Source organism: uncultured Winogradskyella sp. (assembly GCF_947495255.1).
Lineage (GTDB): Bacteria > Bacteroidota > Bacteroidia > Flavobacteriales > Flavobacteriaceae > Winogradskyella.
Genome location: NZ_CANLYI010000008.1, coordinates 152,515 through 177,991 on the forward strand (window position 1 = coordinate 152,515; position 25,477 = coordinate 177,991).

Here is a 25,477-nt window from a genome sequence, read left to right on the forward strand (position 1 = left end):
TTGCTATTTCACTATTCCTTATCATAATCAAATCCTATTTAAAAGTACGATAGGACTTACTAGATTTGCATCAGAAAATTAATTAACACATTAAAATATAATAAACATGGCATTAGTAGGAAGACAATTTCCAGATTTAAACGTAAACGCAATGAATGATATGGGCGACACTTTTAAAGTGAACGTTCTAGAAGAAGCAAAAAACAACAATAAGAAAGTGGTTTTATTCTGGTACCCAAAAGATTTTACTTTTGTTTGTCCAACAGAATTACATGCTTTTCAAGCAGCTTTAGGTGAATTCGAAAAAAGAAACACGATTGTAATTGGTGCGTCTTGTGATACTGCCGAAGTACACTTTGCTTGGTTAAGCACGTCTAAAGATAATGGTGGAATTGAAGGGGTGACATACCCAATTTTAGCAGATTCTAACCGTAACCTTGCTTCAGCTTTAGGTATCTTAGATATTTTCAATGAGCAATTTGATGAAGAAACTGGTTTAGTAACTGTTGAAGGTGATAATGTAACTTTCAGAGCAACGTACATCATTGACGAAGAAGGAACAATTCAACATGAGAGTGTTAACAACATGCCTTTAGGTAGAAACGTTAACGAATACTTGAGAATTATTGATGCGTTAACTCATGTACAAGAAAAAGGTGAAGTTTGTCCTGCAAACTGGGAAGAAGGTAAAGATGCAATGCAAGCTAACGCTAAAGGTACTGCTGCTTATTTAGCAACTCATTAATATCTAATATTTAAACCAGACAGGTTTCTAAAACCTGTCAGGTTTATTTAAATAACAAACTATGATACAAGAATTAGAACAAGATAATCTGCAAGATATTATTAAGGGTAACGACACTGTTATCGTACAATATTCAGCTACATGGTGTGGAAATTGTAGAATAATGAAACCTAAATTCAAAAAATTAGCTACAGAACATGAAGGTGCAACCTTTGTTATTGCTGATGCTGAAAAATTTCCTGAAAGTAGAAAATTAGCAACCGTAGATAATTTACCAACGTTTGCAACATTTAAGAATGGCGAATTTAAGAGCCAAGTACAAACTAATAAGTTCGATGTTTTAAAAGAACTTGTTGACGACGTAGCATAAACTATAAATGTCTGGTTAAGCGCAGTCCAGACCTTGTATTACACAACTGCCCTTATAGAAGACACAAAAACATTAGCAATGAAATTACCTGTAATTAAACACTTAACGCAGTTTATAGAAGACAATGACGAAGATTACATCATTGAAACTATAGAGACTCTAGAAGCGTTAACTGAAGTGCCTTCTTTAAAAGATGAAGAACTAGATGTGATCGGAGAATTAATCTCTAACATGTATGGTGCTATTGAAGTGAACAAAATGATAAAAGATGGCGCCACTAAAAAAGATGCGGTTAACAACTTTATGAAACGTGTTTTAGGTTCTATCGACAAATAATTGAAAAAGAGAAATGAGTACGTATTAAAACCACTTTGCAACAGCAAGGTGGTTTTTTTTTGTTCGCTTAGTAATTGGTTCACCAAAATTTGTCTACCTTAGTTTAGTCATTAATGTATGACGATACTAGGTAACTAAATCAATATAAAAACCAAAATAGAATGATTAAACAACACCTCTCTAAATTAACCACATGCTTACTCCTTTGTGTTTTCGCAACGCTTAGTAGTTGTAAAAATGAAGCTAAAGAAACTGAAACGACAACAACTACTACTGAAACCGAAAAAGAAGCTCCTAAAACGGTTTACGCAAGTGACGTGATTCCGTTTTTTGATGATTGGAAATTAATTTTAGGTGATGGCTCTAATGTTGGAATTGCCAATAATTTTGAAAACAAAGACTTCTTTTACACTGCTAATGACGGTAAAGATAATTGGGTTGTTTTTAAAGCGCCAAATGGAGGTAGCACACATGGTACTTCTAATAATACAAGAACCGAATTAGCACAAATCAAAAAATGGTATCCCAAAACGGCTAATGATAAGTTAACAGCAACATTAAAAGTAATGAATGTTTCTGCAACTGGTGATGCTCGTGTAGCTGCCACACACGCTGTTGTTGTAGGTCAAATACATAGTGCTGATGCTTTTGAAAACGAACCGCTTAAAATATTCTACAAAAAATATCCTGGTCACGACAAAGGTTCTGTGTTTTGGCATTACGAAATCAATACTGCTGGAGACGATAACTCTAAACGATGGGATTATTCTTCTGCAGTTTGGGGAAATGACTTCTCTGTGGTTGGTACAGATGCAAACACGTATCCTGAAGAACCTACAGATGGTATTAAATTAGGCGAAGAGTTTAGTTATGAAATCGAAGTTAAAGATGGTATTATGAACCTAACCTTTACTAGTGCAGGACATGAAACTAAAACATTTACAAAAAACTTAATTGAATCAGAATTTGCTGCAAAAACTGACATCCCTGAGCAAACACAAAAATTATTTGTACCAATTGGTCAAGATGGTGTAGAACGCAAAGAAGCGTATAAAGGTGAAGGTTGTTTCTTTAAATTGGGTGCCTATAACCAAACGAACGGAAAATCACCAGAGGTAAACATGAACTGGTGTTCTGGTGCGGAAACTCATGGAGGCGATATTCAAAAACAATATGCTGATGGTAATTATGCTGAAGTATGGTTTAAAACAGGTAGCATATCTGTAAGTGATGCTGCGGTTTCTAATGATGGTTATTTTGCTAAAAATGACTAAATAATATATAAACAAGAATTCTAAAAACCACGTTGCGAAAGCAAGGTGGTTTTTACTTTTAATACAGTTTCAGTTCTTATGAGTTAGCTATCACGGTTTACCGTAACCTATAGGCATTAGAGGATTGCAACTTGGCTTTTATCTGAGAAAACCAGTACGTAACTTTTCGTATAGATTTTTGACGAAATACAATTAACTTCGTTGCTAGAATATAAAAAGCTACTATATCTTGCTCTATTTTTGGGATATGAGTAATAAAAGTTACTGTATAACGAGTTGTTTGCCATTTGAACAAACCTTAATAAGACTTGAAAATTGAAAAAAATAAACGTAAAAAAAGGAGCTGTATTACAACGAATAGGTGATATAAGTTCCAAGGTTTTTCTTGTTGAAAGTGGTTTGTTACGAAGCTATATAATTGATGATAAAGGGAAAGAACATATATATATGTTTGGTCCTGAAAATTGGTTAGTTGCTGACAGTTGTGAACCCAATACACCTTGTCAATTATTTATAGATGCTCTTGAAGACACCATTATAAATGTCGCTACAAAAGAAGAATTACTAAAGGAAGGTCCAGACCTAACTGCCTTATTAAAACGTTTAGATACTATGCAAAATAGAATTATAATGTTAATGAGTTCAAATGCAAAAAAAAGGTATGAGCATTTTACTAAAACGTATCCAAACATTATTCAAAGAGTTCCGCTAAAAATGGTAGCTTCTTATTTAGGAATTACACCTGAAGCCTTGAGTCGTATCAGAAATGAACTTTCTAAAAAAAAATAATCCAATAGTATTTCTTGATGTACATCAATGCATAGGCTTTCAAAAACTATGAATTTTGTTCTATAAATAAAATTTAAAGTATAATGACAAATCAAAAAAGTAACAAAGCAATTAATATAGCATTATGGATTGCACAAGGATTTTTAGCCCTAATGTTTATCATGGCTGGATTAATGAAAGCTACACAACCGGTTGAAGCACTTACAGAAGCGCTTCCATGGGTAGCAAATACACCGCTTGCATTGGTTAAATTTATAGGAGTTAGTGAACTATTGGGTGGTTTAGGATTATTAATCCCTTCAATTTTCAGATGGAAACCTAATTTAACGGTATTGGCAGCTCTTGGCTTAGCCTTGGTTATGGTATTAGCCGGTGGATTTCATGCCTCTAGAGGAGAGTTCTCTGCAATAGGAATGAATGTAATTTTACTAGGACTTGCACTTTTTATTGCTTGGGGACGAAGAAAAAAAGCACCTATACTTGCCAAAAATTAATGTGAAATTACTGGCTTTATAAATTACGTGAGTTGAATAAAAACAGCGTACAACAATGTATAAAAGCAATAGCGGTTCTGGTGTAAACTTGAACCGCTATTGCTTTTATTTAACTATATTGCTTATTGAGATGTAAGTGCAGATAAATCCGCTACTACTCTTATACTAAAGACTAAACGTTGGGCGTAATATTGAAATCCTTCGAATATGACAGAATTACTAACAAAAAATATATTAAACCATATTACGCTTTCAAAAAAAGAGCTAGAAAGCTTTTGCAGCTTATTTAACCAAAAAGAAGTTAGAAAAAAACATTTCCTCATGCAAGAAGGTGAAATTTGCAAGTTTGAGGGCTTTGTTACCAAAGGGCTTTTCAGAGTATATCATATAGATAGTAATGGCTTTGAACAAGTACTCTATTTTGCAAAAGAAAATTGGTGGATTACTGATATCGACAGCTTTACTAATGAAAAACCATCACAACTTTATATTCAAGCATTAGAGGATAGTGAAGTATTATTAATTTCAAAAAAAGATAAAGAGTTTGCTTATAATAACATTCCTAAAATAGAGAAACTGTTTAGAGTCATGACTCAAAAAACACATATCGCCTTACAACGAAGAATCATAGATAATTTAAGTAAAACAGCAGACCGACGTTATATAGACTTTATTGAAAAATATCCCAACCTCTTTCAACGGTTAACCAACCTACAGATTGCCGCTTACTTAGGTATAAGCCACGAGTTTTTGAGTAAAATTAGACGAAAAATAGCTAGTAAATAATCGTTGAGAATTCATTTATTGAACTTGTTCAATGTTTTGAAGTAGGTAATGATCGCATCTTTGTACCATCATTAAATACAAGCAAAATGAAATCAATTATTTCAACAGCATTATTCACAATTTTAATTTTATTCAAAATGAACGCACAAGCACAAAGTTTCAAAACAATAGAAACAAACAATTTTAAATTACAAGTTTACAACGCATCAGAAAACAGTTTTGGCGTTGCTTCAGTAATTATATCTGGTAAAAACGATGCCGTATTAATAGATGCACAATTTACATTAGCAGAGGCAGAACAAGTCGCTCAAGAAATCAAAAACTCAGGAAAAACCTTAACGACTATTTATGTGTCTCATGGTGACCCTGATTTTTATTTCGGATTGGAAGTATTCAAAAAATATTTCCCAGAGGTTACGGCTTATGCATCGCCTGCAACAATAGAACATATAAAAGCGACAGCTCAAAAGAAATTAGAAGTTTGGGGCGAAAGACTAGGCGATAAAATTACGTCTAACGTTATTTTACCTCAAGTTCTAAAAGAAAATTATATTGAGTTAGAAGGCGAAAAACTAGAAATCATTGGATTAGATGATTTCACAAAAAGAACCTTTGTATGGATTCCATCAATAAAAACAGCTTTAGGTGGTATTAATGTTTTTGGTACAACATTTAATATATGGATGGCAGATGCACAAACAACAGAAGCACGTAACAGCTGGATTTCAATTTTAAATACCATCAGTGATTTAAAACCTGAAATAGTAATTCCTGCACACGCAAATACAAATTCCGATTTTACTATTGATGCTGTAAACCACACTAAAAATTATATTCAATTTTATGAAGACGCTTTAAAAAGCAATACTACTTCTGAAGCGTTGATAGCAACAATAAAATCAAAATATCCGAATTTAACTTTTGAAACAGCATTAGTGCTAGGAGCAAAAGTGAACACAGGAGAAATGAAATGGTAAAACCTATAACAATTATCAACTTGACATTACTTTTAGTAGTGTCAAGTTGTTCATTTAAAAATGAAACAATGACGAATTTAGAAATCATAAAAAGTACATATGAAGGTAAAACTTCAGAAGAAAACGGTAAAAACTTGGCCAAACATGTTGCTGAAAATATCAGTTGGACAGAAGCCAAAGGCTTTCCGTATGCAGGAACTTATTTTGGTTTAGAAAGTGTGACCGAAAATGTTTTTCAACGCTTAGGTAGCGAGTGGATTGATTATAAATTTTCACCCGAAGATTATATTGCAAATGAAGACAAAGTAGTTGCTTATGGCACATATTCCGGCACCTATAAAAAAACGAACAAGTATTTTGAAGCACGTGTTGCCCATATCTGGAAACTAAACAATGGTAAGATTATCAGTTTTGAGCAGTTTGTAGATAGCAAATTGGTTGACGAAGCAATACGTTAAAACACTATGCCCAACACCGTATAATAAGATGGACTCAATTAATCCTTATGAAATAAACGCAGCGATTTATACCAATGGAAAACCAATAGAAATTAATGAAGAGAATGTTTTTTTTTAGCGATTCAGGACGAGAATATGAATTAAAATTTACAAATGCCAACTCGAAACCGAATAGTCTAAATGTTGGAGTTCAAACAAATGTGCCTGGACCAAGTTATGAATTACTAATTGAAAGAGAATATGAATGGACATTTTGGATAATTAATGGTGTGATTATGTTATTCGCTCTAATTTGTGGATACTATGGATTTAGAAAAAAGCCAGCAGGTAAAACCATGTATATTTAATTGGGTAGTGCACTGCCAACTTACGAGCATTCTTGCGGAATATGCTATCTGTGATATATTTGCTAAATTAGGTGCTTAACCATACACAAACACTATTTAAATCATACCCATGAAAAACTTACACAACTATATGCAATCGCGATGTACCCTATCGCAAACCGATAGCAGTTTAGTGGAAACCTATTTTACCTCCGAAAATGTACCAGCCAACACCCTACTCTTAGAAGCCGGAAAAACGGAGCGCTATGTGTATTTTCTAAGTGAAGGTATTGTTAAAGGCTATCAAAATGTAGATGGTAAAATTGTAGTGCAACATTTAATAGCCGAACACGATTTTTTCACATCCCTAGAGAGTTTTATGAGTGAAACGCCTGCACCAGACTATTACGAAACCATTACCGACTGTAAGCTGTTAAAAATCTCTAAACCAGATTTCGACTTACTCCAAGCCAAATCCTCTTTTTGGAGCAACTTTATAAAAACCGTGACTAATGAGCATCTCAATTGCAAACTAGAACGTGTTAAAGATTTTCAGGTCCTTTCAGCTAAAGAGCGTTATTTAAAATTTATAAAAGAACAGCCTAACTTAGCCTTAAACGTATCTATAGATAATATCGCTTCGTTTTTAGGCATGGAACCGCAATCGTTAAGCAGAATTAGAAAACAGATTACTTTCTAACAAATGTTATTTTTCAAGCTTTAATTACTATTGACCTTTGCTCAAACAAAAAAACATAACATATGAGCAAAGAGATTTCACTTGTAACAGGCGGAAATGGCCATTTAGGAAACAACTTAATCCGTTTACTACGTTCTAAAAACCATACTGTAAGAACGACCGTTAGAAATAGCAATAATACAGCACCTTTTAAAGATTTAGATTGCGAGGTTGTACAAGCAGACCTTTTAGACAGAGCATCGCTAAAAAAAGCATTTAAAAATGTAACGCATTTATATGCTGTAGCTGCCAACTTTAGTATGTGGGCGAAAAACCCAAAAGCTGAGATTTATGACAATAACCTAAAAGGCACAGAAAATGTATTCGATATCGCAAAAGAATGTGGTATTAAAAACATTGTCTATGTGAGTTCTGTAGCATCATTAGACTTTACCGCCTTACCTGCTCATGTAGATAATGGGTATAATAAAGACCGACGAAACTGGTATTACAATTCTAAAAACGATTCTGATAAATTAGCTTTAGAACTCGGTGAAAAATATAACATAAGAACCGTTGTTATTTTACCATCTGCAATGATTGGTAGCCATGCACACAAACTTAGTTATTCTAACAATTTGGTGTATCAAATTTTAAATGGTGAGATACCAGTTGATACTAACGTCACTTTAAATTGGGTAGATGTAAAAGATGTGGCTTTTGGTGCTTACCAAGCGATGTTAAAAGGTAAAGATAGAGAGCGTTATATTCTCTCAAACCCAACACATACCACATTACAAGACAGTGTAAAAATAGCAGCAGATTTGTATCCTGAATTAAAACTAAAAACACCTAAAAAAGTACCCAAATGCTTATTATATTCTATTGCAGGCTTAATGGAATTTAGCAGTAAAATAACGGGTAAAGAACCCTTATTGCAACGTCATTATTTAGATATGTTTTATGGCTTAAAACAAGATTATGATATTAGTAAATCTAAAAACGAATTAGGCTTTAACCCTAAACCCTCAAAACAAGCTTTAGAAGATGCCCTCAAGTACTTAAAAAACGATTATAAGGCGCCATAAAGTTTATAACTAACAAGCATATTTAAAACCACTTTGCAAAAGCTAAGTGGTTTTTTGGTTGCAAGTGATACGTTGCAACTCTTCAAAATCAGAATCAGTTTTCATCCTATAAAGCATAAAAACAGCCCTGTTATCTACACCAAATCAAGCGCTTAAAAATTCTTATTTAGATTTAATATAAATAACTTGTGTAATTCAATTGACAAATATATTTTTGCCAAAAACTAACTATTCATATTAAGTCTAAATAAAAACAAATGAAAAGCTTACTATCAATTTTAACCTTATTTCTGTTCGCAAATATAGCTTTTGCTCAAAGTGGAACCATTACAGGAACCATTACAGACAACAACCAAGCACCTCTTATTGGTGTCAATATTTCTTTAACAAACACCAACAAAGGCGCACAATCTAACGAAAATGGAACTTTTGAAATCAGTAGTATAGAACCTGGTGATTATATTCTTTCAATCTCGTACATCGGCTTTAAAACTAGAGAAGTTGCTGTTTCGGTTTCAAATAATCAAAACACAACATTAGAGACTATTGTGCTTTATGAAGGAAATGAAATCTTAAGTGAAGTGGTTATTGATGGCGAACGTCGTAATAAATTCTCGAGAAAGAAAACCGCTTACGTTTCTAAACTGCCCTTAACAGATATTGAAAACACACAAGTGTACAGCACCATTACCACAGAACTTCTAAAAACACAAGTCGTTACTAACTTTGACGATGCTTTAAAAAATGCTACTGGTGTAGAAAACTTATGGTCGTCTACTGGTCGTGGTGGTGATGGTGCAGGTTATTACGGACTTCGTGGGTTTTCTGTGCAACCACAATTGGTAAACGGTTTACCTGGATTAACCAACGGAACTATCAATCCTGCAAATATTGAACGTATTGAAGTCTTAAAAGGCCCTTCTGCAACCTTATTTGGTAATGCGGTGAGTTCTTACGGTGGACTTATTAATGTTGTAACCAAAAAGCCTTATGTAGGTACAGGTGGCGAATTATCATTTACGTCTGGTTCTTACGGTCTTAATCAAATTGTAGGTGATTTTAATACCGCTTTAAGTAAAGAAGATAACTTATACTTCCGTTTAAATACGGCTTACAGCACAGAACAAAGTTTTCAAGATGCAGGTTTTAGAAAATCATTTTTTGTAGCCCCTTCATTATCGTATAAAGTGAATAACAAACTTTCATTTTCTTTCTACGGTGAAATCACACAAGCCGAACAAACCAACCCAACCTTTTTATTCTTAAACAGAAGTGCACCAACGGCCTCTTCTAACCTTGATGAATTAGGTTACAACAACAAATTATCGTTTACAAGCAACGATTTAACCTTACTGAACCCAACACAGAATTATAGAGTTGAGATGGATTATAAATTGTCTAACACATGGCAATCACAAACCTTACTTTCTAAAAGTTCAACTTCTACAAGTGGTTATTATTCTTATTTATTCGACTTTGGGATTTTAGAAGGTGATACCTATTCGCGCTTTATCAGTAAACAAAATGCAAATACGCAAACTACAGACATTCAACAAAACTTTATTGGCGATTTTAAAGTAGCATCCTTAAGAAATAGAGTGGTTATTGGTTTAGATTACTTCAATGCCACAGAAACGAGTAACAATACTGGCTATGCGTTTTATGGCAATGTAACACCAGATGGTGGTTCTAATGGAGACAATCCGTTTACAGCAGCTGTTGAGACAGATGCTTACGCACTTTCTACGTCTGCAGTAGATGCTGCATTAGCGTCACAAGGTGTTGGTAACTTAAAATCTAAATATCAAATTTATAGCATGTATGCTTCAGATGTTTTAAACATTACAGATAACCTTTCTGCTATGGTAGGTTTGCGTTTAGACCATTTTGATAATGAAGGTGATCTCACAACAACCGCAGATGATTACGACCAAACAACAGTATCTCCAAAATTCGGAATTGTATACCAACCTATTAAAGATAAATTATCAGTTTTTGGGAATTACCAAAACGGCTTTACCAATGTAGCGCCTCAATTAGTGGGTGATCCAGATGCTGGTCCACAAACACTGCAATCTTTTGACCCAGAAGAAGCCAACCAATTAGAGTTTGGTATTAAAACCAATCTTTTTAATAACCGCTTAAATGCTACGATTAGCTATTACGATATTAAAGTAAAAGACCGAGTAATTACAGACCCTTCTTCCCTATTCAATAAAATACAAGGTGGTGAAGTGGTGAGTAAAGGCTTTGAAATTGAAATCAACGCTAACCCAGTTAAAGGGTTAAACATTAGAGCGGGTTATAGCAACAACGATAGTGAAACCACCGAATCTGATAACACAGAAATTTTAAACCGAAGACCTCTTGAAGCAGGACCAGAAGAATTATATAACCTTTGGGCAAATTATGAATTCCAAGAAGGCAGTTTAGAAGGTTTCGGACTTGGTTTTGGCGTCAATGGTGCTAGTGACCGTTTTGCCATTAACTATGCTTCTACTGGCGAATTTATTCTACCGAGTTACACCATTGCAAACGCAGCCGTGTTTTACCAAGCAGATAAATACAGAATAGGATTAAAATTAAACAACGCTTTTAATAAAGAATATTACAAAGGTTGGACCACCATTAATCCACAAACACCAAGAGCATTATTGGCTAATATGTCTTACCAGTTTTAATTACAAAAAGTTAAAGCGCGACTCTTTTTTAGAGGGTTGCGCTTTTAAAAATGACAACAATGACAGCTAAAAAATTCATATTTCAAGTTCATAAAATTTTAGGTCTAGCAACAGGACTCGTTGTGTTCATTGTTGCAATAACGGGTTGTTGTTGGGCTTTTAGAACTGAAATTGAAAGCCTCTATGACGATTATAAAACGGTAACACCACAAAACCTACCGATTTTAACACCAACAAAAGCCAAGCTTCTCGCAGAACAAGTTTTCCCAAAAAACACCGTACATGGTACCGTATTTAAAAAAGAAGGCGATGCTATTGAGGTTATTTTTTACGATGCAGAACCAGAGTTTTACCAAAGTGTGTTTCTTAATCCCTATTCTGGCGAAGTCATCCAAGTAGATGATCATACCTCAGGATTTTTTGCCTTTATTTTAAAAGGCCATATGCGCCTTTGGTTGCCTAAAAAAATAGGCGAACAAGTGGTTGGTGCCTCTATTTTAATCTTCATTTTTATTATCATTTCTGGTTTTATAATCTGGATTCCCAAAAAGCGAAAAAACCTGAAGCAACGTTTAAAATTCGATTGGAAAAAAACCACACGCTGGAAACGTAAAAACTTTGACCTACACACCGTTATTGGCTTTTACATTTGTGCACTTGCCCTTGTTTTGGCGTTTACAGGTTCTATGATGTCTTACAATTGGTTAAAATATGTGGTTTACAAATCTACAGGTGGCGAAAAAGAAGCGCGTTTTATTATTCCTGAAAATCTTAGTGAGACCAGCACAAAAGGTGATGTGATACCTATGGATTATATCATTGTAAAATTGCTAAAAGAATCACCAGAAGCTAAAAGTTTTGAACTCCATTACCCAAAAACAGAAGACGAAAGTATTTACATAGAAGTATCTAACAGTGACGACCTTTTCTATGATTCTGATTTTCGTTTTTTTGACCAAAACACACTCGAGGAAATTGAAACACCAGGTATTTACGGAAAATATAAAGATGCTAACGTCGCAGACAAAATACAACGGATGAACTACGACATACACATTGGTGCCATTGGTGGCATTGTGGGTAAAATTATTGCTTTTATCATCAGTTTACTAACCGCAAGTTTGCCTGTTACTGGCTTTTTATTGTGGTATGGCAGACATTACAAAAAGAAAAAAACACAAGACATTATAAACGCTTAGTTAATAACCCTACCCTTAACCCTTAAGTACTTAAAACCACTTGGCGTAAGCTTAGTGGTTTTTTGTTTTAAATAGGTTTACATCTTTTAATATTTTGGGGCTACGGTTTACCGTAAAATTCTTAACTTAGAGTGTTATAATTTAGCTGTAATTAGAGTGAAATATACGTAGATCTACGTATAGTATGCATTATAATTAAAATTTACATTTGTAGCTTATATCCTATTCTATTTTCGCGATAACAGTAATAGAAGTTATTATATAACAAGTTGTGGGCAATTTAACAAAAACCAGTAATGCATACAGATTTACCATTAAAAGAAAATTCAACTGATAAATTAGGAAGACATCCATTCGCATTTGAAATCGCATCTGGTTTGGTTAAATCTTTTAAAGACAATAACGAAAGTATTGTACTTGGAATTAATGGAACTTGGGGTTCTGGTAAATCAACTTTGCTAAATTTCATTATTAACGAAGTTGAACAAATCTCTTCAAGTATAAATCAAGAAATTATTGTTTTAAGATTTAATCCTTGGATGTTTTCTGGACAAAAAGAATTACAAAGTGTATTCTTAAGAGAGTTAATTCTAAAATTAAAAAACAACTCTGAAAAACTAAAAAATGCTTCAAAAAAAATAGCTGAATTTTTAGAATACTTGAACTGGGTTAACTATGTGCATTCTGGTGCTGGCGAAGCACTACAATCATTAAAAAATATTTTTAAAAAAGTAGGAAAAGAAAAAGAACTTTCTGAATTAAAAAACGAAATTGATAACATTTTAATTGATTCAAAAGTAAAATTATATATTACTATTGATGATATCGATAGATTAACACCAAATGAAATAACTGATATATTTCAATTAATTAAATTAAACGGGAATTTCGCTAATACTATTTTTATTTTAGCTTATGACCAGAATGTAGTTCAGACAGCATTAGAAAATCAATTTGGCGAAAATGGAAAAAAATATATCGAAAAAATTGTTCAAGTAGATTACACTTTACCTTCTATTTCCAAAGAAGATATCTCAAGATTATTTATTGATAATTTAAACATACTTTTTAATGATGAAGCGATAACTGATAAAATTAAAGAACTGAATGATTCTATTAAAAGTGAACCATTTATAAACTTTTTTACTTCATTAAGAGATATCTATAGGTTTAACAATAGTATAAAATTACGTTTACCTTCAATAGTTAACGAATTAAATATTTTAGATTTTTTATTAATTGAAGCTTTAAGGGTATTTGACCAAAAAGCCTATAAATTTATAATAGATAACAAGGAAAGTTTAATATACAAAAGTAATAACAACATCAATAATTTCGGCTTCCGCTCTAATGATGAGCAATCAACCGAAGCCTTTATTGAAAGTTTAGATTTTAACGATTTAATTAAAAGAATATTAAAAAGGTTATTTATAGTCGACACATTATATAGCTTCGACTCAAATACACCTGATGACTTAATTCGAGGTAAAAGGGTTGCAAACGAAAGTTATTTTAATAGATACTTTAATCTTCAATTATCTAATTTTGACATACAAGAATATGTATTCGAAAGCTTCATAAACAAAAATTCTTCTGGAGAAAATGAAGATATTTTAAAACAAGTTCAAGAAAAAGGGCAACTATTTCAATTTCTAAACTGGGTTGAAATAAAAAGCAAAGGTTGCGACGAAAATAAGCAACAGAAAATCATTGAATCGATTTTAATTTATTCAAAAAACTTAACACATAAAAAAGGTATGTTTTGGGGAATTGGTTCAGATTTAAATACAGTATTAGATTATGCTTCTGATATGCTGTACAACATTAATGACATTGAATCTAGAAGAAATCTTATCCTATCTCATATAGAAAACAACAAATATTTTTCTTCATTCTATTTGAGTGATAGAATATTATATGCTTACGAACAATCAGAAAAAGGAGAATTATATTCGAAAAACGAATGGTATTATCTCTTCAAATTTGAAAAAGATAATGACTTGAAATTTATTGAAAAAATAATTTCAATAAGAAACATAATAGCTAAAGGGCTTTTTGACAAGATTTTAATTGATACCGACTTTTTAGCCGAAGATGAAATTGGATTAATATTAGATACTGTCTATAAAAATTATAAAGAACATTACGAAGCAAATTTTTATCAACTTATTGAGAAAGACCACGATTTAGTTAAATATGTTTGGTTATCTATCAAACGTAGTTGGCTGACTTCTGGCAGTAGAGTTGGTTATCAACTTGCCGAGTATCAACTTTATCCTGAATTAGATAAGGAAGTTATAAAAAGTAGGTTCGATAATCTTAATCTAGCTGATTTTGATGAAAATGAGAATAAGGTAATATCTCTATTTAAGAAATCTTACGAAGATGGATTTGAAGAAAAAAAATACTACGATATAGAAACACTTGAAGAAATGGGTAAATGGTAAAAAACTGCCCACAACACCGTGTATAATTAATTGCTTTGGTCGTTGCCTATTTGGAAAATTCCTGCGGAATATTCTATCTGTAATTTATTTGCTGAGTTAGTTGATTAAACACGCCACTAATCATAAACAATCACGTTGGCGAAAATTAAAAAAAGTCATTGAATGGATATTAATAAAATTGAAAATACTAGCCTCAATAAACTACCTAAAGGAAGTAGTTGTCAAATAAATTGTATTCATATAAAAATTAAAGATTTTAGACCTATTGTTGAAGAATTTGAAAAAAATATTTCTGACACAACTTGGATAAATAAACTTGATGAAATCTCTCAAATAACTTTTAAAGCTACTTCCAAAAAGACAATAGATAAAATAGTAAATGAAATAATTGCTAAAATATCATCTAATGTAAATACTGATATTGGAGAATTTATTGTTTCATATGCAGCTCAAAAAGCGTTAGAAATTGAACATTCTCATAAATTGATTCCTTTAGCCGAATTACTGAAAGAAAAAGTAACAGGCAACCCAGGTTTTGACTTTCATTCAGTAAGTACAAATAGTTATTTAATTTTTGGAGAAGCTAAGTTTAGTTTAGAGTCAACACCTAGAGCAAGAGCTTTAGACCAAATTGTTGATTTCATTGGTGACAGAGATAGTTCTGAATTACTTTGGCTACTACCCTTTTTAGATGCCGCAACAAAACAAAACATTATAGAAAATAAGAAAGGTTATACTGCTGCATTTTCACACAATAACGACAATATAATTAATACTCTAAATAATGCTCTTGAATCAGCTCCAATATCAGAGATTATTAAATATAATGAACTTTATCTAATAGCAGTTGAATTATGTTAAGTGAAATAATATTCAATAAAGAAATTGATAATGACTTAATTAGAGAAATACTTTTTGATTTCCATAAAAATGGACCAACAGATAACAGCCATTTAGAAACGTTATCTTATCTTAAAAAATATAATGCTGATTCTTTCAAAGAATATGAATCTAAGCTAATGTTTCTAATGGGCTTGTTTTATAAAACAGAAGAACCAAATTCATTCATAGAAGCAATTTATAATGCTTACGCAGAAACAATAATTTCAGACACAGGTCATAATTTCACTCCCGTTCAAGCAGATGCGTATCTTTCAATAAAAAAATATACTAATTTTTCATTTTCCGCACCAACAAGTGCTGGTAAGTCATTTTTATTTCAAGAATTAATTAAAGAAACTCAAGGAGATATTATTATCATCTTGCCATCAAGAGCTTTAATTTCAGAATATTTAATTAAAGTAAAAAAACTGGTATCAAAAGACACTTTAGTTCTCCAATTCATTGAAGTAGTAAATACAAAAAGAACAAAAAATAGGATTTACATAATAACACCTGAAAGAGGGGAAGAGTTGTTTAAAAACATTCCAAAGCTTAATGTAGAGTTAATTTTACTTGATGAAGCTCAAATTTCAGAGGAAGGTATAAGAGGAATGAAATTTGATTCTCTCGTGAGAAGAATTGATAAAAAATTGACCGATATAAAAAAAGTATTTACCCATCCCTTCATACTTAATCCAGAAGCACAATTTCAAAAGCATAATATCACAGAGAGTATCGATTCAGAAACATATAATCAAAAAACAGTTGGTAAAATTTTCATTGAACATTCAAAGGGTGATTTTAAATATTTCTCGCCATTTCAAGATGAAATGAAAGGAAAAAAAATTGAAGGTAATATTGTTAAAGAAATTATTAAAAATAACGGGACAGTACTAATATACATTTCAAAAGCAAAAATATATAATGGCAATTTTATTGAGTCTTTTGCAGACTATATCGAATTATGTCCAATAATAACGGATAAAAAAAGTTTAAGTTATATTGAAAAAATAGAGACCTTTTTTGGAACCAAAGACGATAGCGAAAAAAGCTCTATTCTTGTCTACTTAATGAAAAGGGGTATTGTAATTCATCACGGTTCAATTCCTTTAAACGCAAGATTAATAATTGAAGACTTTGTAAATAATCATCACGCTAAAATTTGTTTTTCAACTTCTACATTAATTCAAGGTATCAATATGCCATTTGATATAATTTGGATTAATAACTTTACTTTCAGAGGTAATGAAGACCAAAAGACCCTAAATTTAAAGAATTTAATAGGGCGTGCTGGTAGAGTAACACATGAGGATAATCACTTTGATTATGGCTATGTTGTTGTAGAGAGTCAAAATAAAAGAACTTTTACAAATAGATTAAATACTGAATCATCATTATCTCCGTTATCAAATCTTGACAACCCAACAGACCCAAATAATGAAGATTTTATTGATATTGTTGATGCAATTAAAAATGACACTTTCAACTCAGAGTTACAGTTAACAGAAAGTCAAATAACTCGAATTGAAAAAGCTGATTTAGATGAGCAAATTTCATTTATTTTAGATAATTTTTTAAATGAAGAACTAGAGCCTTTAACTGTAAAAGAATACTATATATTAACCGATTACAAAAGAAAAAAAATAAAGAAAGCTCTTCAAAACATATATACAGCACATTTAAGAAGAGTTGAATTTGGTAATGGTGAAAAAAGCGTATTAAGTGCATCAATTCCTATTTTACTTTGGCAAATTCAAGGAAAATCTTTTGCTGAAATTATTTCGCTTAGACACGCATTCTTGTCTGAAAAAGATTTTAGACGAAAGTTAAATAGACAACTGAGAAATAAAGAAATTTCAATTGCTGAATTTAAAAAACAACTTTTTGAAAAAAAAGTAAGATTCTCTTGTATAGCTGAAGCTCTTCCAAATAAAAGTTTTAAAAAACCAGTGCCATTATTTAACAGAAACACAAGTGTAACTGATATAGATTTTGACACAATCATTTATGATACTTATGATTACATTGACAAAGTTCTTTCCCTTTCTGTAAAAGACCCAATTTCTAGTGCATTATTACTTTACTTTGAAAAAACGAAAGATAAAAGGTCTCTAATATTAAGTAATTACATCAAATTCGGGACTAATGATGAAACAGAAATATGGCTTTTAAAATATGGATTTAGCTTTGAAAATATAGAGTTAATTATTGAACATATAGAAACAATAGATGAAACAGAAATAATATTTAAAAAGTCAATTAATAAATTTATTACTAAACCAGAAAATCACAAGTTAATTGAACGGTATATATAGAATTAATAACTACTACCAACACTATATATAATTTATTGCTAGTTCTAGCCTACTTACATAAATACTTACAGATTTTCTATGTCGTGAGTATTTGTTAAATTAGTCTCTTAACCAAGAACAAAACCTTTATAATTAATACTTAACTAACATTTATGAAAATCAGAAAACTAAATATTTTTTTTCTAACTGCATATTTCTTATACTTAACGTTACCACACATAAAAAAACAAGAAAATGGCATAGTAATTGAATTAATAAAGAAAACCAGAAAAGACCCTATCTATGAACAAGTTAAAATTACCAATAACACTTACTTTTTTATTAATTCTTTTTATAGCATGTAGTAAAGATGATGAAGATAATTCATATGAAATATATACCATTGAAGATTTAAATTTACTACATAATAATAGCTCTAAAACATGGGAATTAGAAGCCTACTATCAGAACTACGATAATTGGATAAGCGATCAAAATGATTGTTTTATTGATGATAGCTACATTTTTCAAACAGATAGTGCGATAGAAGTAATTAGTGGAAATGAAAATTGTTATTATGGTACTTCAGAAATTGCGGAAGCAAGCTATGCTTTCTATGAAGAACAAGGAGAGGTTTGGTTGACTATGATTAGGGGAGAAATAACAGATAATACGGTTAGTAGTACATCGTTTTCATTAAAATTAATAGAGTTAACAGAAGATAAAATGGTATTTGCTACTGGAAATAAAAGCAATTATAAAAAAGCTTTAATTTTCGTAAAAAACTAAAAACCTGTAGTAACACGTTGTAAGTAATTTAAAATCAGTAGATGTCGAGAAGAAAAGGAATTATATTAATCGCTGTATTTATGATTATAATCATTACAGTAATAAACTTAATTGGAAATAAATTTAGCTCTGAATCAAATAAAAAAACTAATGAATATTTCGAGAATCTTGATTTAAAAGTAACTGGTGTCATTTGCGGAATTGAAAAACAAACTGATACTTATAAATTTCTTATTACATTAAAAAAAGTTAATTCTAATTATAAAGACTATTTAAAACCAAGTTCTTTAGGAGCATATTTTTGCATAACAAAGGGTGATTTAGCAATTTTTGCAGACCATTCTGACCGTTACAAAATTGGAGATTCAATAATAATAGGAGAAAATAAAACCGATTTAATAAAGTGCGTGTCTAAAGATGGAAAAGTAAAATTTATAAAAAAAAGAAAGAACGCAATGCTCTATACTATTGTTAAACCAAACAAGAGAATGGACGAATTAATTAAGATGGGTTGCGAATAAAAACGAATTGCTACTTCTAGCCTACTTACAAAAGTGCTCTCAGATTTTCTATTCGGTTTTTATTTGCTAAATTACGTACTAAACCACACAACACCCAAGCGCAGCAAACAAACAAAGTAAACCATATACAAACGCGTGGACACAAAAAAACAATAAATTGCCTAATAAACAAACACCATCTAAAACACCCAGAGAAACAGAACAGCAACCAAAGTCTAAACGCATACGTAAACCAGCTACAGAAGCACAATTAAACAATCCGTTTCATGGTGTAAAACTAAAACAGGTTTTAGAGCGTTTGGTTGCACATTACGGTTGGGCGTATTTGGGAGAACGTACTAATCTTCGCTGTTTTATCTACAACCCTACCATGAAATCTAGTCTTGGTTTTTTAAGAAGAACAACGTGGGCAAGAGAGCATGTTGAGGACCTTTATTTAGATATGCTAGACGACATAGAACATCAAAAAAAAGATAAAAAAGAAGCGGAATAGAACCAATTATGGATACAAATAAGAACCTATTGGCTAATAAACAAACGTAATCGCGTTGTAAACAATTTGGTCAACTCAACAATGACAAGGCTATTGTAATAGCATCGACTGACTCTTTTTTATCCGGACGTGTTTTCGAAACAACTCTAATACCATTATACAAGGTGTAAAATAGCGTTGCAATAGACTTTAAATTGTGTGTTGTTTTTAATTGACCGCTTTCTTTACCTTTTTTAAGATACTCATAGAATACCTTCTCAAAATCTTGTTTGTTTTTTTCTAAAATGATTAAAAGACTGTCATCATTAGGAAGAAGTTCCGTTATCGTATTGACAACAAAACAACCTTTGTTATCCTTATCCAGTATATCTTCTTTAATAGCATTATCAAAAAGTTCTGAAAACCCAACCTTTACATTCGGTCTATTTTCAAAAAATTTAATGACGCCTTCAAGATTTGTCTTACGGTAAAGTTCAAAAGATTTTTTAAAAAGTTGGTCTTTACCACCAAAGGTATCGTAAAGACTAGCCCTATTAATCCCCAAACAAGTAACCAAATCTTGAACAGATGTTGCTGAATAGCCTTGTTTCCAAAACAAATGCATTGCTTTGGTTAAGACCTCATGTTCATCAAATAATTTTACTCTTGGCATATTATAAAAAATGTGGAAGCGTTTATGCTTCCACAAATGTAATTTATTGGAACTATCATTCCAAATATGGATAAAAAAACTAAATCAAAAGTGGATTAATAATTATACCGCCATCAATGTTGTATTCACCACCTGTAATAAACGAAGCATCATCAGAGGCTAAAAACGTAACCAGTTTAGCAATATCTTCTGGTTGTCCAAAACGTTTTAAAGGAATACGATTTTGCATAGCTTGGGCAAAACCATTCAATTGGTCTTCTTCCATGCCTGTTTTTCCAAAAATTGGTGTTGAAACTGGACCAGGATTTACGGAGTTCACACGAATCTTTCTTGGCGCCAATTCCGTTGCCGCAGTCCGTGTAAAAGAATTTAAAGCCGCTTTTGATGCCGCATAAACTGCTGTATTTGGCATTCCTGTATAGGCGTTTACAGATGACAAGTTGATAATTGAGGCACCATCATTTAATATCGGCAGAAATTTCTCAGTCGTAAAAAATGCACCTTTAAAATTAATAGCCATTTGGTGGTCAAACATATTTTCACTTATTTGCCCTATAGGTGCAGGCTGAAAAATCCCAGCATTTACGAATAACACATCAACTTTACCAAATTCTGCTTTTACTTGTGCTACCAAATCTTCTATTGCAGAAATATGTTTAACATCTGCAACGATACCTTTTACACCAAGTTCTTGAGCTGCTGCCTCAACTCTATCTGAATTTCTTCCTGTGATGACAACAGTGGCACCTTCACTCTTTAATGCTTTGGCAGATGCATAACCAATACCGCTATTACCACCAGTAACTACAGCAACTTTTCCATTTAATTTACTCATTATTTTTATGTTTTTATTCATTAATAATACTGGAACAATCATTCCGAATGCAAACATACAAATAACAGAACGTACATTCCAAATAAAACTAAAAGTTTAGCAAAAAAATAAAATAGGTGTTAAAAGGGCATATAGAAAATGACTATTAAAAATTATTTAAGCAACTTTGGTACGCTTACAAAATCAACTTCTATCGCTTAAAAACTATGTTTTAATTGGTCCACAATTTCATTGCCTCTATAAATGGCACCTTCCATATAACCACCATAGCTTGGTGACGTTTCAGAACCTGCAATTATAAATTTACCATTTAAATACTCTTGTTGATATACAGGATGGCCATTGTTGGCATGCGGATTTAGAAAGCTAGGAGTCGCTGATTGTAACAAGTTTTCTTGGCTCCAAACTTTTTCTTCATAAGAAAGATAGTTTTTTCCGGCTTCACCAAAGAATTTAAAAAGTTGCGCCTTTATGTTTTCTTCTCTGTACGCTTTGCTTTCGTTAGCTAAACCTGCGTTTAAAAAGCCCATTAATGCAAAATGAGTATTCTCAAAATCAGAATGGTCATAGAGTTCTGTAAAAGGACCTACATTACTAAAACCAATGCCAGACAAGCCTTTTTCTTTCCAAAAAGGCGTTTTATAAACCAATGCAAACTTAATGGAGTCTTTCATCCAAGTATGTGTGTTATTGGCAATCTCTAAAAGATTAGCATCTAATGGCGCAGAAAAAGCAACCGTATGCACTAAGAGTTGTGGTGGCAGTGTAGAAATAACTAGATCTGCAGTAAAGGTTGCAGTTTCTGTGCGTACATCTACTGAATTTTTGTTAGCATCAATGCGCACAACCTTCTGGTTGAGTTGCAATTCATCTCCTGAAAAATCCTGAGACAGTTTTTCTAAAATAGTTGCAGTGCCGCCAACAATTCTATAACTAATATCCTGGTTTCTTGGTAATTGAAAACGTTCTGGCATAGTGGTATTTGCAGCTTCATATAAAGCATCACCTGTCATGTTTTGCTCATATAAAGAAATTTGTAGTGCAGCACATAATTTGATTAGTGCTTCATTGTATCTCCAGAGCCAAGTGGCACCTAATTCTACTTTTGTATGATTACTGTCTTTGGTGAAAATTCTGCCACCAATTCTAGTATTCGCTTCTAGAATTTGAATAGAAAAGCCTTCCTTTTTTAATTTATATCCTAAATACAAACCTGAAAGTCCACCGCCAATAATTATTACTTTTTTCTTCATTAGGTCAAAGATAACTAAGATAGCATAGAAAATAATGTTTGAGAAAAGCCATTAAATTGACGAAAGTGAAAACTATAACATCGTCCATAAGTAATGGATGGCTTCTCGCCTATTTGCAAAATCCTTATAGTTTTTCTATTCGGTTTTTATTTGCTAAATTAGGTAATTAAACCACGTCAATACACATCAACGTTAGTTCTAATTTATGAGAAAAGCCGGAAATATTATTTTGATTTGTGTTCTGATATTTTTGGTTGGTTTGTTCGTTCATCCTAAAAAAGTCATATACATACCAAAAATAATGGGGAAAGTAGTTGACCAAAACGGAAACCCAATCCAAAACGCAACAGTCGCGCGCATTGAGAAAAATGAAATAAAAAATAAGGAATTTGGATATTATCAAGACGAGGAATTCAAATCACAAATCATTAAGACTGACATAAATGGGAATTTTGTGCTTACCGAAAAATCTGAAATTAATTGGTTGCATACACCTATTGATTTGCCATTTGTTTGGTGTTATGCAAATTTTGAGGTTTCAAAAGAAGGATATGAAACTTATAAAACTGGATATAATGCAGAGAAAAATAGTAAATTCAATGAAAACCTAAATGGCTGTAAAGACATTGAATTTAATCCAAGAATAGAATTAAAAAAACTATAGCTAACATAGTATATAAAAAATTGCTAGTTTTAGCTTAACCAATGTGAGTTACAATGTTTACTTGCATCGATTTTCCTTCGAACACGCAACACCCGAGCGCAGCGAACAGACGAAGTAAATCTTATACAAAACCGTAAGCAACCTAAAAAACTAACCTATTAATGAACTACTATTTCGATACAGAAGATGGTCCAACAAGAGAAACATCACACCCGAATTTTGTTAGCGCTATGACTTCTGAGTTTTATTATGATTGTACAGATGAATTTTCACCTTTTGGAAATGACGATGGAGCAGATTTATTATACAACCTTGAGGATTGGTATCGTGAAAAAAGACTTATTCGGAATACAGCAAAGTGGATGTTTAATCAAATTGACGAAATGGGATTTGAATATAAAAGTAAAGACTGCTCTGAATTAATGGATTTGAAGACAATTAATGAAATTCAAGAAAAAGATAACTACTTAATTTTATCAATGGACAATTCTATAATAGCTACTGGATTTGGACAAATTAAAATCACTGGTAAAATTGATACTAAAATAAAATTCTTGACTTTAAAAGCTCTCGACAGACAAATATTGGTAAATAGTGAAGACAGAAACAGGGTAGATTATATAAGTCGAATGGAAAAAATGAAATTAGATTTATCAAATTTTGAATAAAAAATAGCTTACAACACTGTGTATAGTTAATTGCTTCATTGAGCTTACTTGCGCATATTCCATCGGAATATTCACAGGTTCTTAAATGTTTGCTAACTTAGTGGCGCAACTACGTAACACTCGAGCGCAGCGAACAGACGAAGTAAAACATACACCAACGTTAGCAGCAACCCTCCATAACACTTGAAACTATCCGAATACTTAAAAATGACTAGTCGTAAAAACATAGTACTGAATAACAAAACAAACATAATTTACGGTGTAAGTTTAGCATTGCTTTTAATTCTTCTTAAATGGTTAGAACTTCGATTTATTATTTTTAATCATTCGTATGAAATATATAGCGGTGCAATTGCAGTTATTTTTACGGCATTGGGTATTTGGCTAGCTTTAAAACTTTCAAAACCGAAAACACAAACGGTTATAGTTGAAAAACAAGTATATATTAAACGTAAAGAAAATTTTGTCATAAACACATCGCTTATTGCTGAACTGCAACTCAGCAAACGGGAATTAGAAGTATTAAATTTATTGGCACAAGGACACAGTAATCAGGAAATCGCATCACAGCTTTTTGTTTCACTAAGCACAATAAAAGCGCACAATCAAAATCTTTTTAAAAAATTAGACGCGAAAAGGCGAATACAGGCAGTAGAAATGGCTAGAAAGCTAAATATCATTGCATAAAGACTAATACTTTAGTATAAAATTGGGTGTTTAACCAAAAAAATAGCCGAAAGTATAACCGAAAAAATACTTGCATTCGACACCTTTACACAAATAAAAAATAAATTAAAATGCGAAAAAATAGTCTCATTTACGGACTTATTGCAGGCGTTATCGTTTCGATTATAATGCTTATTTCTATGAATTATTATAGCCATTGTGAGGGCAATGTGGATTGGAACACAAGTATGCTTATCGGTTATGCATCAATGCTCATAGCCTTTTCGTTGGTTTTTGTCGGCATCCGCAATTATCGTGACAAGTTTAATAGCGGTGTAATTACTTTTGGGCAAGCATTTAAAATTGGCATTCTGATAGTGTTGATAGCTTCTACAATTTATGTTATTTCGTGGCTCATTTTCTACTTTTTCTTCATTCCCGATTTTATGGATAAATATGGTGCACAAGAACTTGCAATGATGAAAATAAACGGGGCAACTGCTCTGGAAATAGAAAATAAGACAAAAGAAATAGCGGACTTTTCCAAAATGTATAAAAATCCGTTCTTCAATGCAATGATGACTTATGCAGAAATTCTACCTGTAGGATTAATGATAACCCTCATCAGTTCATTAATTTTAAAAAGAAAAACAATTAAAAACTAAGCCATATGAAATTAGGAGCATTCTCTATTAGTCTTACAGTAAAAGACATTCATAAATCAAAGGAATTTTATGAAAAATTAGGTTTTACTTACAAGGGAGGGAACATAGACGAAAATTGGATTGTCTTGAAAAATGACAATGCCGTTATTGGACTTTTTCAAGGAATGTTTGAAAAAAATATTATCACCTTTAATCCAGGTTGGGATGGCAATGCACAAAATTTGGAGGAATTTGACGATGTAAGGCAAATCCAAACAAATCTTAAAAGTAGCGGTGTAACTTTAACCCGAGAAGCAGACAAATCAACATCGGGACCTGAATATATCACATTGACCGACCCTGATGGAAATGATATACTTATAGACCAACATCGTTAAGAGCAAAAAGGGCAACTGCTAATAATGTATCTAAGAAATAGCAGTTAAGAGTTAAAAAAAAACAGCATA

At 32.0% G+C, this 25,477-nt stretch carries 28 protein-coding genes; 25 read left to right on the top strand and 3 right to left on the bottom strand.

Going from position 1 to position 25,477, the window contains the following annotated elements; genetic code table 11:
• Positions 1-106: 106 nt before the first annotated feature.
• The 20 genes from Q0807_RS14325 (at position 107) to Q0807_RS14420 (ending at position 19,628) form a co-directional block, all read left to right on the top strand.
• Positions 107-745, top strand: a complete 639-nt coding sequence (locus tag Q0807_RS14325) for a peroxiredoxin (RefSeq protein WP_299110903.1) — start codon at positions 107-109, stop codon at positions 743-745.
• Between the two features lie 61 nt (positions 746-806).
• Entirely contained in the window at positions 807-1,115 is a 309-nt protein-coding gene (locus tag Q0807_RS14330) for a co-chaperone YbbN (protein ID WP_299110905.1), read from the top strand.
• 78 nt (positions 1,116-1,193) lie between these two features.
• Positions 1,194-1,451 (top strand): hypothetical protein, encoded by a 258-nt coding sequence (locus Q0807_RS14335; protein WP_020897037.1) that lies wholly within the window; start codon positions 1,194-1,196, stop codon positions 1,449-1,451.
• Between the two features lie 161 nt (positions 1,452-1,612).
• On the top strand, positions 1,613-2,725 hold the full coding sequence (locus Q0807_RS14340; RefSeq protein ID WP_299110913.1) for a polysaccharide lyase family 7 protein: 1,113 nt from the start codon (positions 1,613-1,615) through the stop codon (positions 2,723-2,725).
• 315 nt (positions 2,726-3,040) lie between these two features.
• Positions 3,041-3,514: a Crp/Fnr family transcriptional regulator gene (locus tag Q0807_RS14345; protein ID WP_299110915.1), complete on the top strand. Its 474-nt coding sequence runs from the start codon at positions 3,041-3,043 to the stop codon at positions 3,512-3,514.
• Positions 3,515-3,597: 83 nt separating this feature from the next.
• A complete protein-coding gene (locus Q0807_RS14350; RefSeq protein WP_299110917.1) occupies positions 3,598-4,008 on the top strand; it encodes a DoxX family protein in 411 nt (136 codons plus the stop codon).
• A gap of 207 nt (positions 4,009-4,215) precedes the next feature.
• The gene (locus tag Q0807_RS14355) at positions 4,216-4,794 is read left to right on the top strand and encodes a Crp/Fnr family transcriptional regulator (protein ID WP_299110919.1); all 579 of its coding nucleotides are present in this window, start codon (positions 4,216-4,218) and stop codon (positions 4,792-4,794) included.
• Positions 4,795-4,880: 86 nt separating this feature from the next.
• Positions 4,881-5,771, top strand: a complete 891-nt coding sequence (locus Q0807_RS14360) for an MBL fold metallo-hydrolase (protein ID WP_299110921.1) — start codon at positions 4,881-4,883, stop codon at positions 5,769-5,771.
• 68 nt (positions 5,772-5,839) lie between these two features.
• Positions 5,840-6,229, top strand: coding sequence for a nuclear transport factor 2 family protein (locus Q0807_RS14365; protein ID WP_299110923.1), 390 nt, complete (start codon positions 5,840-5,842; stop codon positions 6,227-6,229).
• A gap of 95 nt (positions 6,230-6,324) precedes the next feature.
• Positions 6,325-6,576, top strand: a complete 252-nt coding sequence (locus Q0807_RS14370) for a hypothetical protein (protein WP_299110925.1) — start codon at positions 6,325-6,327, stop codon at positions 6,574-6,576.
• A gap of 109 nt (positions 6,577-6,685) precedes the next feature.
• Positions 6,686-7,255: a Crp/Fnr family transcriptional regulator gene (locus Q0807_RS14375; protein WP_299110927.1), complete on the top strand. Its 570-nt coding sequence runs from the start codon at positions 6,686-6,688 to the stop codon at positions 7,253-7,255.
• 62 nt (positions 7,256-7,317) lie between these two features.
• A complete protein-coding gene (locus Q0807_RS14380; RefSeq protein ID WP_299110929.1) occupies positions 7,318-8,322 on the top strand; it encodes an NAD-dependent epimerase/dehydratase family protein in 1,005 nt (334 codons plus the stop codon).
• A gap of 257 nt (positions 8,323-8,579) precedes the next feature.
• Positions 8,580-11,003 carry a TonB-dependent receptor gene (locus Q0807_RS14385; protein ID WP_299110930.1) on the top strand — a complete coding sequence of 808 codons (2,424 nt, stop codon included), beginning with the start codon at positions 8,580-8,582 and terminating at the stop codon, positions 11,001-11,003.
• 59 nt (positions 11,004-11,062) lie between these two features.
• Positions 11,063-12,202 carry a PepSY domain-containing protein gene (locus Q0807_RS14390; protein WP_299110931.1) on the top strand — a complete coding sequence of 380 codons (1,140 nt, stop codon included), beginning with the start codon at positions 11,063-11,065 and terminating at the stop codon, positions 12,200-12,202.
• Positions 12,203-12,498: 296 nt separating this feature from the next.
• A complete protein-coding gene (locus Q0807_RS14395) occupies positions 12,499-14,649 on the top strand; it encodes a P-loop NTPase fold protein (protein ID WP_299110933.1) in 2,151 nt (716 codons plus the stop codon).
• 162 nt (positions 14,650-14,811) lie between these two features.
• Complete coding sequence (locus Q0807_RS14400; RefSeq protein WP_299110935.1) at positions 14,812-15,510, top strand: hypothetical protein; 699 nt, start codon at positions 14,812-14,814, stop codon at positions 15,508-15,510.
• Positions 15,504-17,846 carry a DEAD/DEAH box helicase gene (locus Q0807_RS14405; RefSeq protein ID WP_299110937.1) on the top strand — a complete coding sequence of 781 codons (2,343 nt, stop codon included), beginning with the start codon at positions 15,504-15,506 and terminating at the stop codon, positions 17,844-17,846. Before Q0807_RS14400 ends, Q0807_RS14405 begins: the two co-directional genes overlap by 7 nt.
• A gap of 282 nt (positions 17,847-18,128) precedes the next feature.
• Complete coding sequence (locus Q0807_RS14410) at positions 18,129-18,614, top strand: hypothetical protein (RefSeq protein ID WP_299110939.1); 486 nt, start codon at positions 18,129-18,131, stop codon at positions 18,612-18,614.
• A gap of 41 nt (positions 18,615-18,655) precedes the next feature.
• Positions 18,656-19,135 (top strand): hypothetical protein, encoded by a 480-nt coding sequence (locus tag Q0807_RS14415; protein WP_299110941.1) that lies wholly within the window; start codon positions 18,656-18,658, stop codon positions 19,133-19,135.
• 157 nt (positions 19,136-19,292) lie between these two features.
• On the top strand, positions 19,293-19,628 hold the full coding sequence (locus Q0807_RS14420; protein WP_367180262.1) for a VF530 family DNA-binding protein: 336 nt from the start codon (positions 19,293-19,295) through the stop codon (positions 19,626-19,628).
• A gap of 70 nt (positions 19,629-19,698) precedes the next feature.
• Here the strand turns inward: Q0807_RS14420 and Q0807_RS14425 are convergent, their stop codons facing one another.
• From Q0807_RS14425 to Q0807_RS14435, 3 genes are all read right to left on the bottom strand, one after another.
• Positions 19,699-20,280, bottom strand: a complete 582-nt coding sequence (locus tag Q0807_RS14425) for a TetR/AcrR family transcriptional regulator (protein WP_299110942.1) — start codon at positions 20,278-20,280, stop codon at positions 19,699-19,701.
• A 79-nt stretch (positions 20,281-20,359) separates the two neighbouring features.
• Positions 20,360-21,115, bottom strand: coding sequence for an SDR family oxidoreductase (locus tag Q0807_RS14430; RefSeq protein ID WP_299110944.1), 756 nt, complete (start codon positions 21,113-21,115; stop codon positions 20,360-20,362).
• A gap of 197 nt (positions 21,116-21,312) precedes the next feature.
• Complete coding sequence (locus tag Q0807_RS14435; protein WP_299110947.1) at positions 21,313-22,368, bottom strand: FAD-dependent oxidoreductase; 1,056 nt, start codon at positions 22,366-22,368, stop codon at positions 21,313-21,315.
• A 301-nt stretch (positions 22,369-22,669) separates the two neighbouring features.
• On the opposite strand from Q0807_RS14435, the gene Q0807_RS14440 reads away from it, so the two are divergent.
• The 5 genes from Q0807_RS14440 to Q0807_RS14460 all read left to right on the top strand — a co-directional run bounded on the left by Q0807_RS14440 (position 22,670) and on the right by Q0807_RS14460 (position 25,408).
• Positions 22,670-23,032 (top strand): hypothetical protein, encoded by a 363-nt coding sequence (locus tag Q0807_RS14440; RefSeq protein ID WP_299110949.1) that lies wholly within the window; start codon positions 22,670-22,672, stop codon positions 23,030-23,032.
• 161 nt (positions 23,033-23,193) lie between these two features.
• Positions 23,194-23,700 (top strand): hypothetical protein, encoded by a 507-nt coding sequence (locus Q0807_RS14445; protein ID WP_299110950.1) that lies wholly within the window; start codon positions 23,194-23,196, stop codon positions 23,698-23,700.
• Between the two features lie 207 nt (positions 23,701-23,907).
• Complete coding sequence (locus tag Q0807_RS14450; RefSeq protein ID WP_299110952.1) at positions 23,908-24,387, top strand: response regulator transcription factor; 480 nt, start codon at positions 23,908-23,910, stop codon at positions 24,385-24,387.
• Positions 24,388-24,497: 110 nt separating this feature from the next.
• On the top strand, positions 24,498-25,031 hold the full coding sequence (locus tag Q0807_RS14455; protein ID WP_299110954.1) for a DUF4199 domain-containing protein: 534 nt from the start codon (positions 24,498-24,500) through the stop codon (positions 25,029-25,031).
• A 5-nt stretch (positions 25,032-25,036) separates the two neighbouring features.
• Positions 25,037-25,408, top strand: a complete 372-nt coding sequence (locus tag Q0807_RS14460; protein ID WP_299110956.1) for a VOC family protein — start codon at positions 25,037-25,039, stop codon at positions 25,406-25,408.
• The last annotated feature ends 69 nt before the right edge of the window (positions 25,409-25,477 follow it).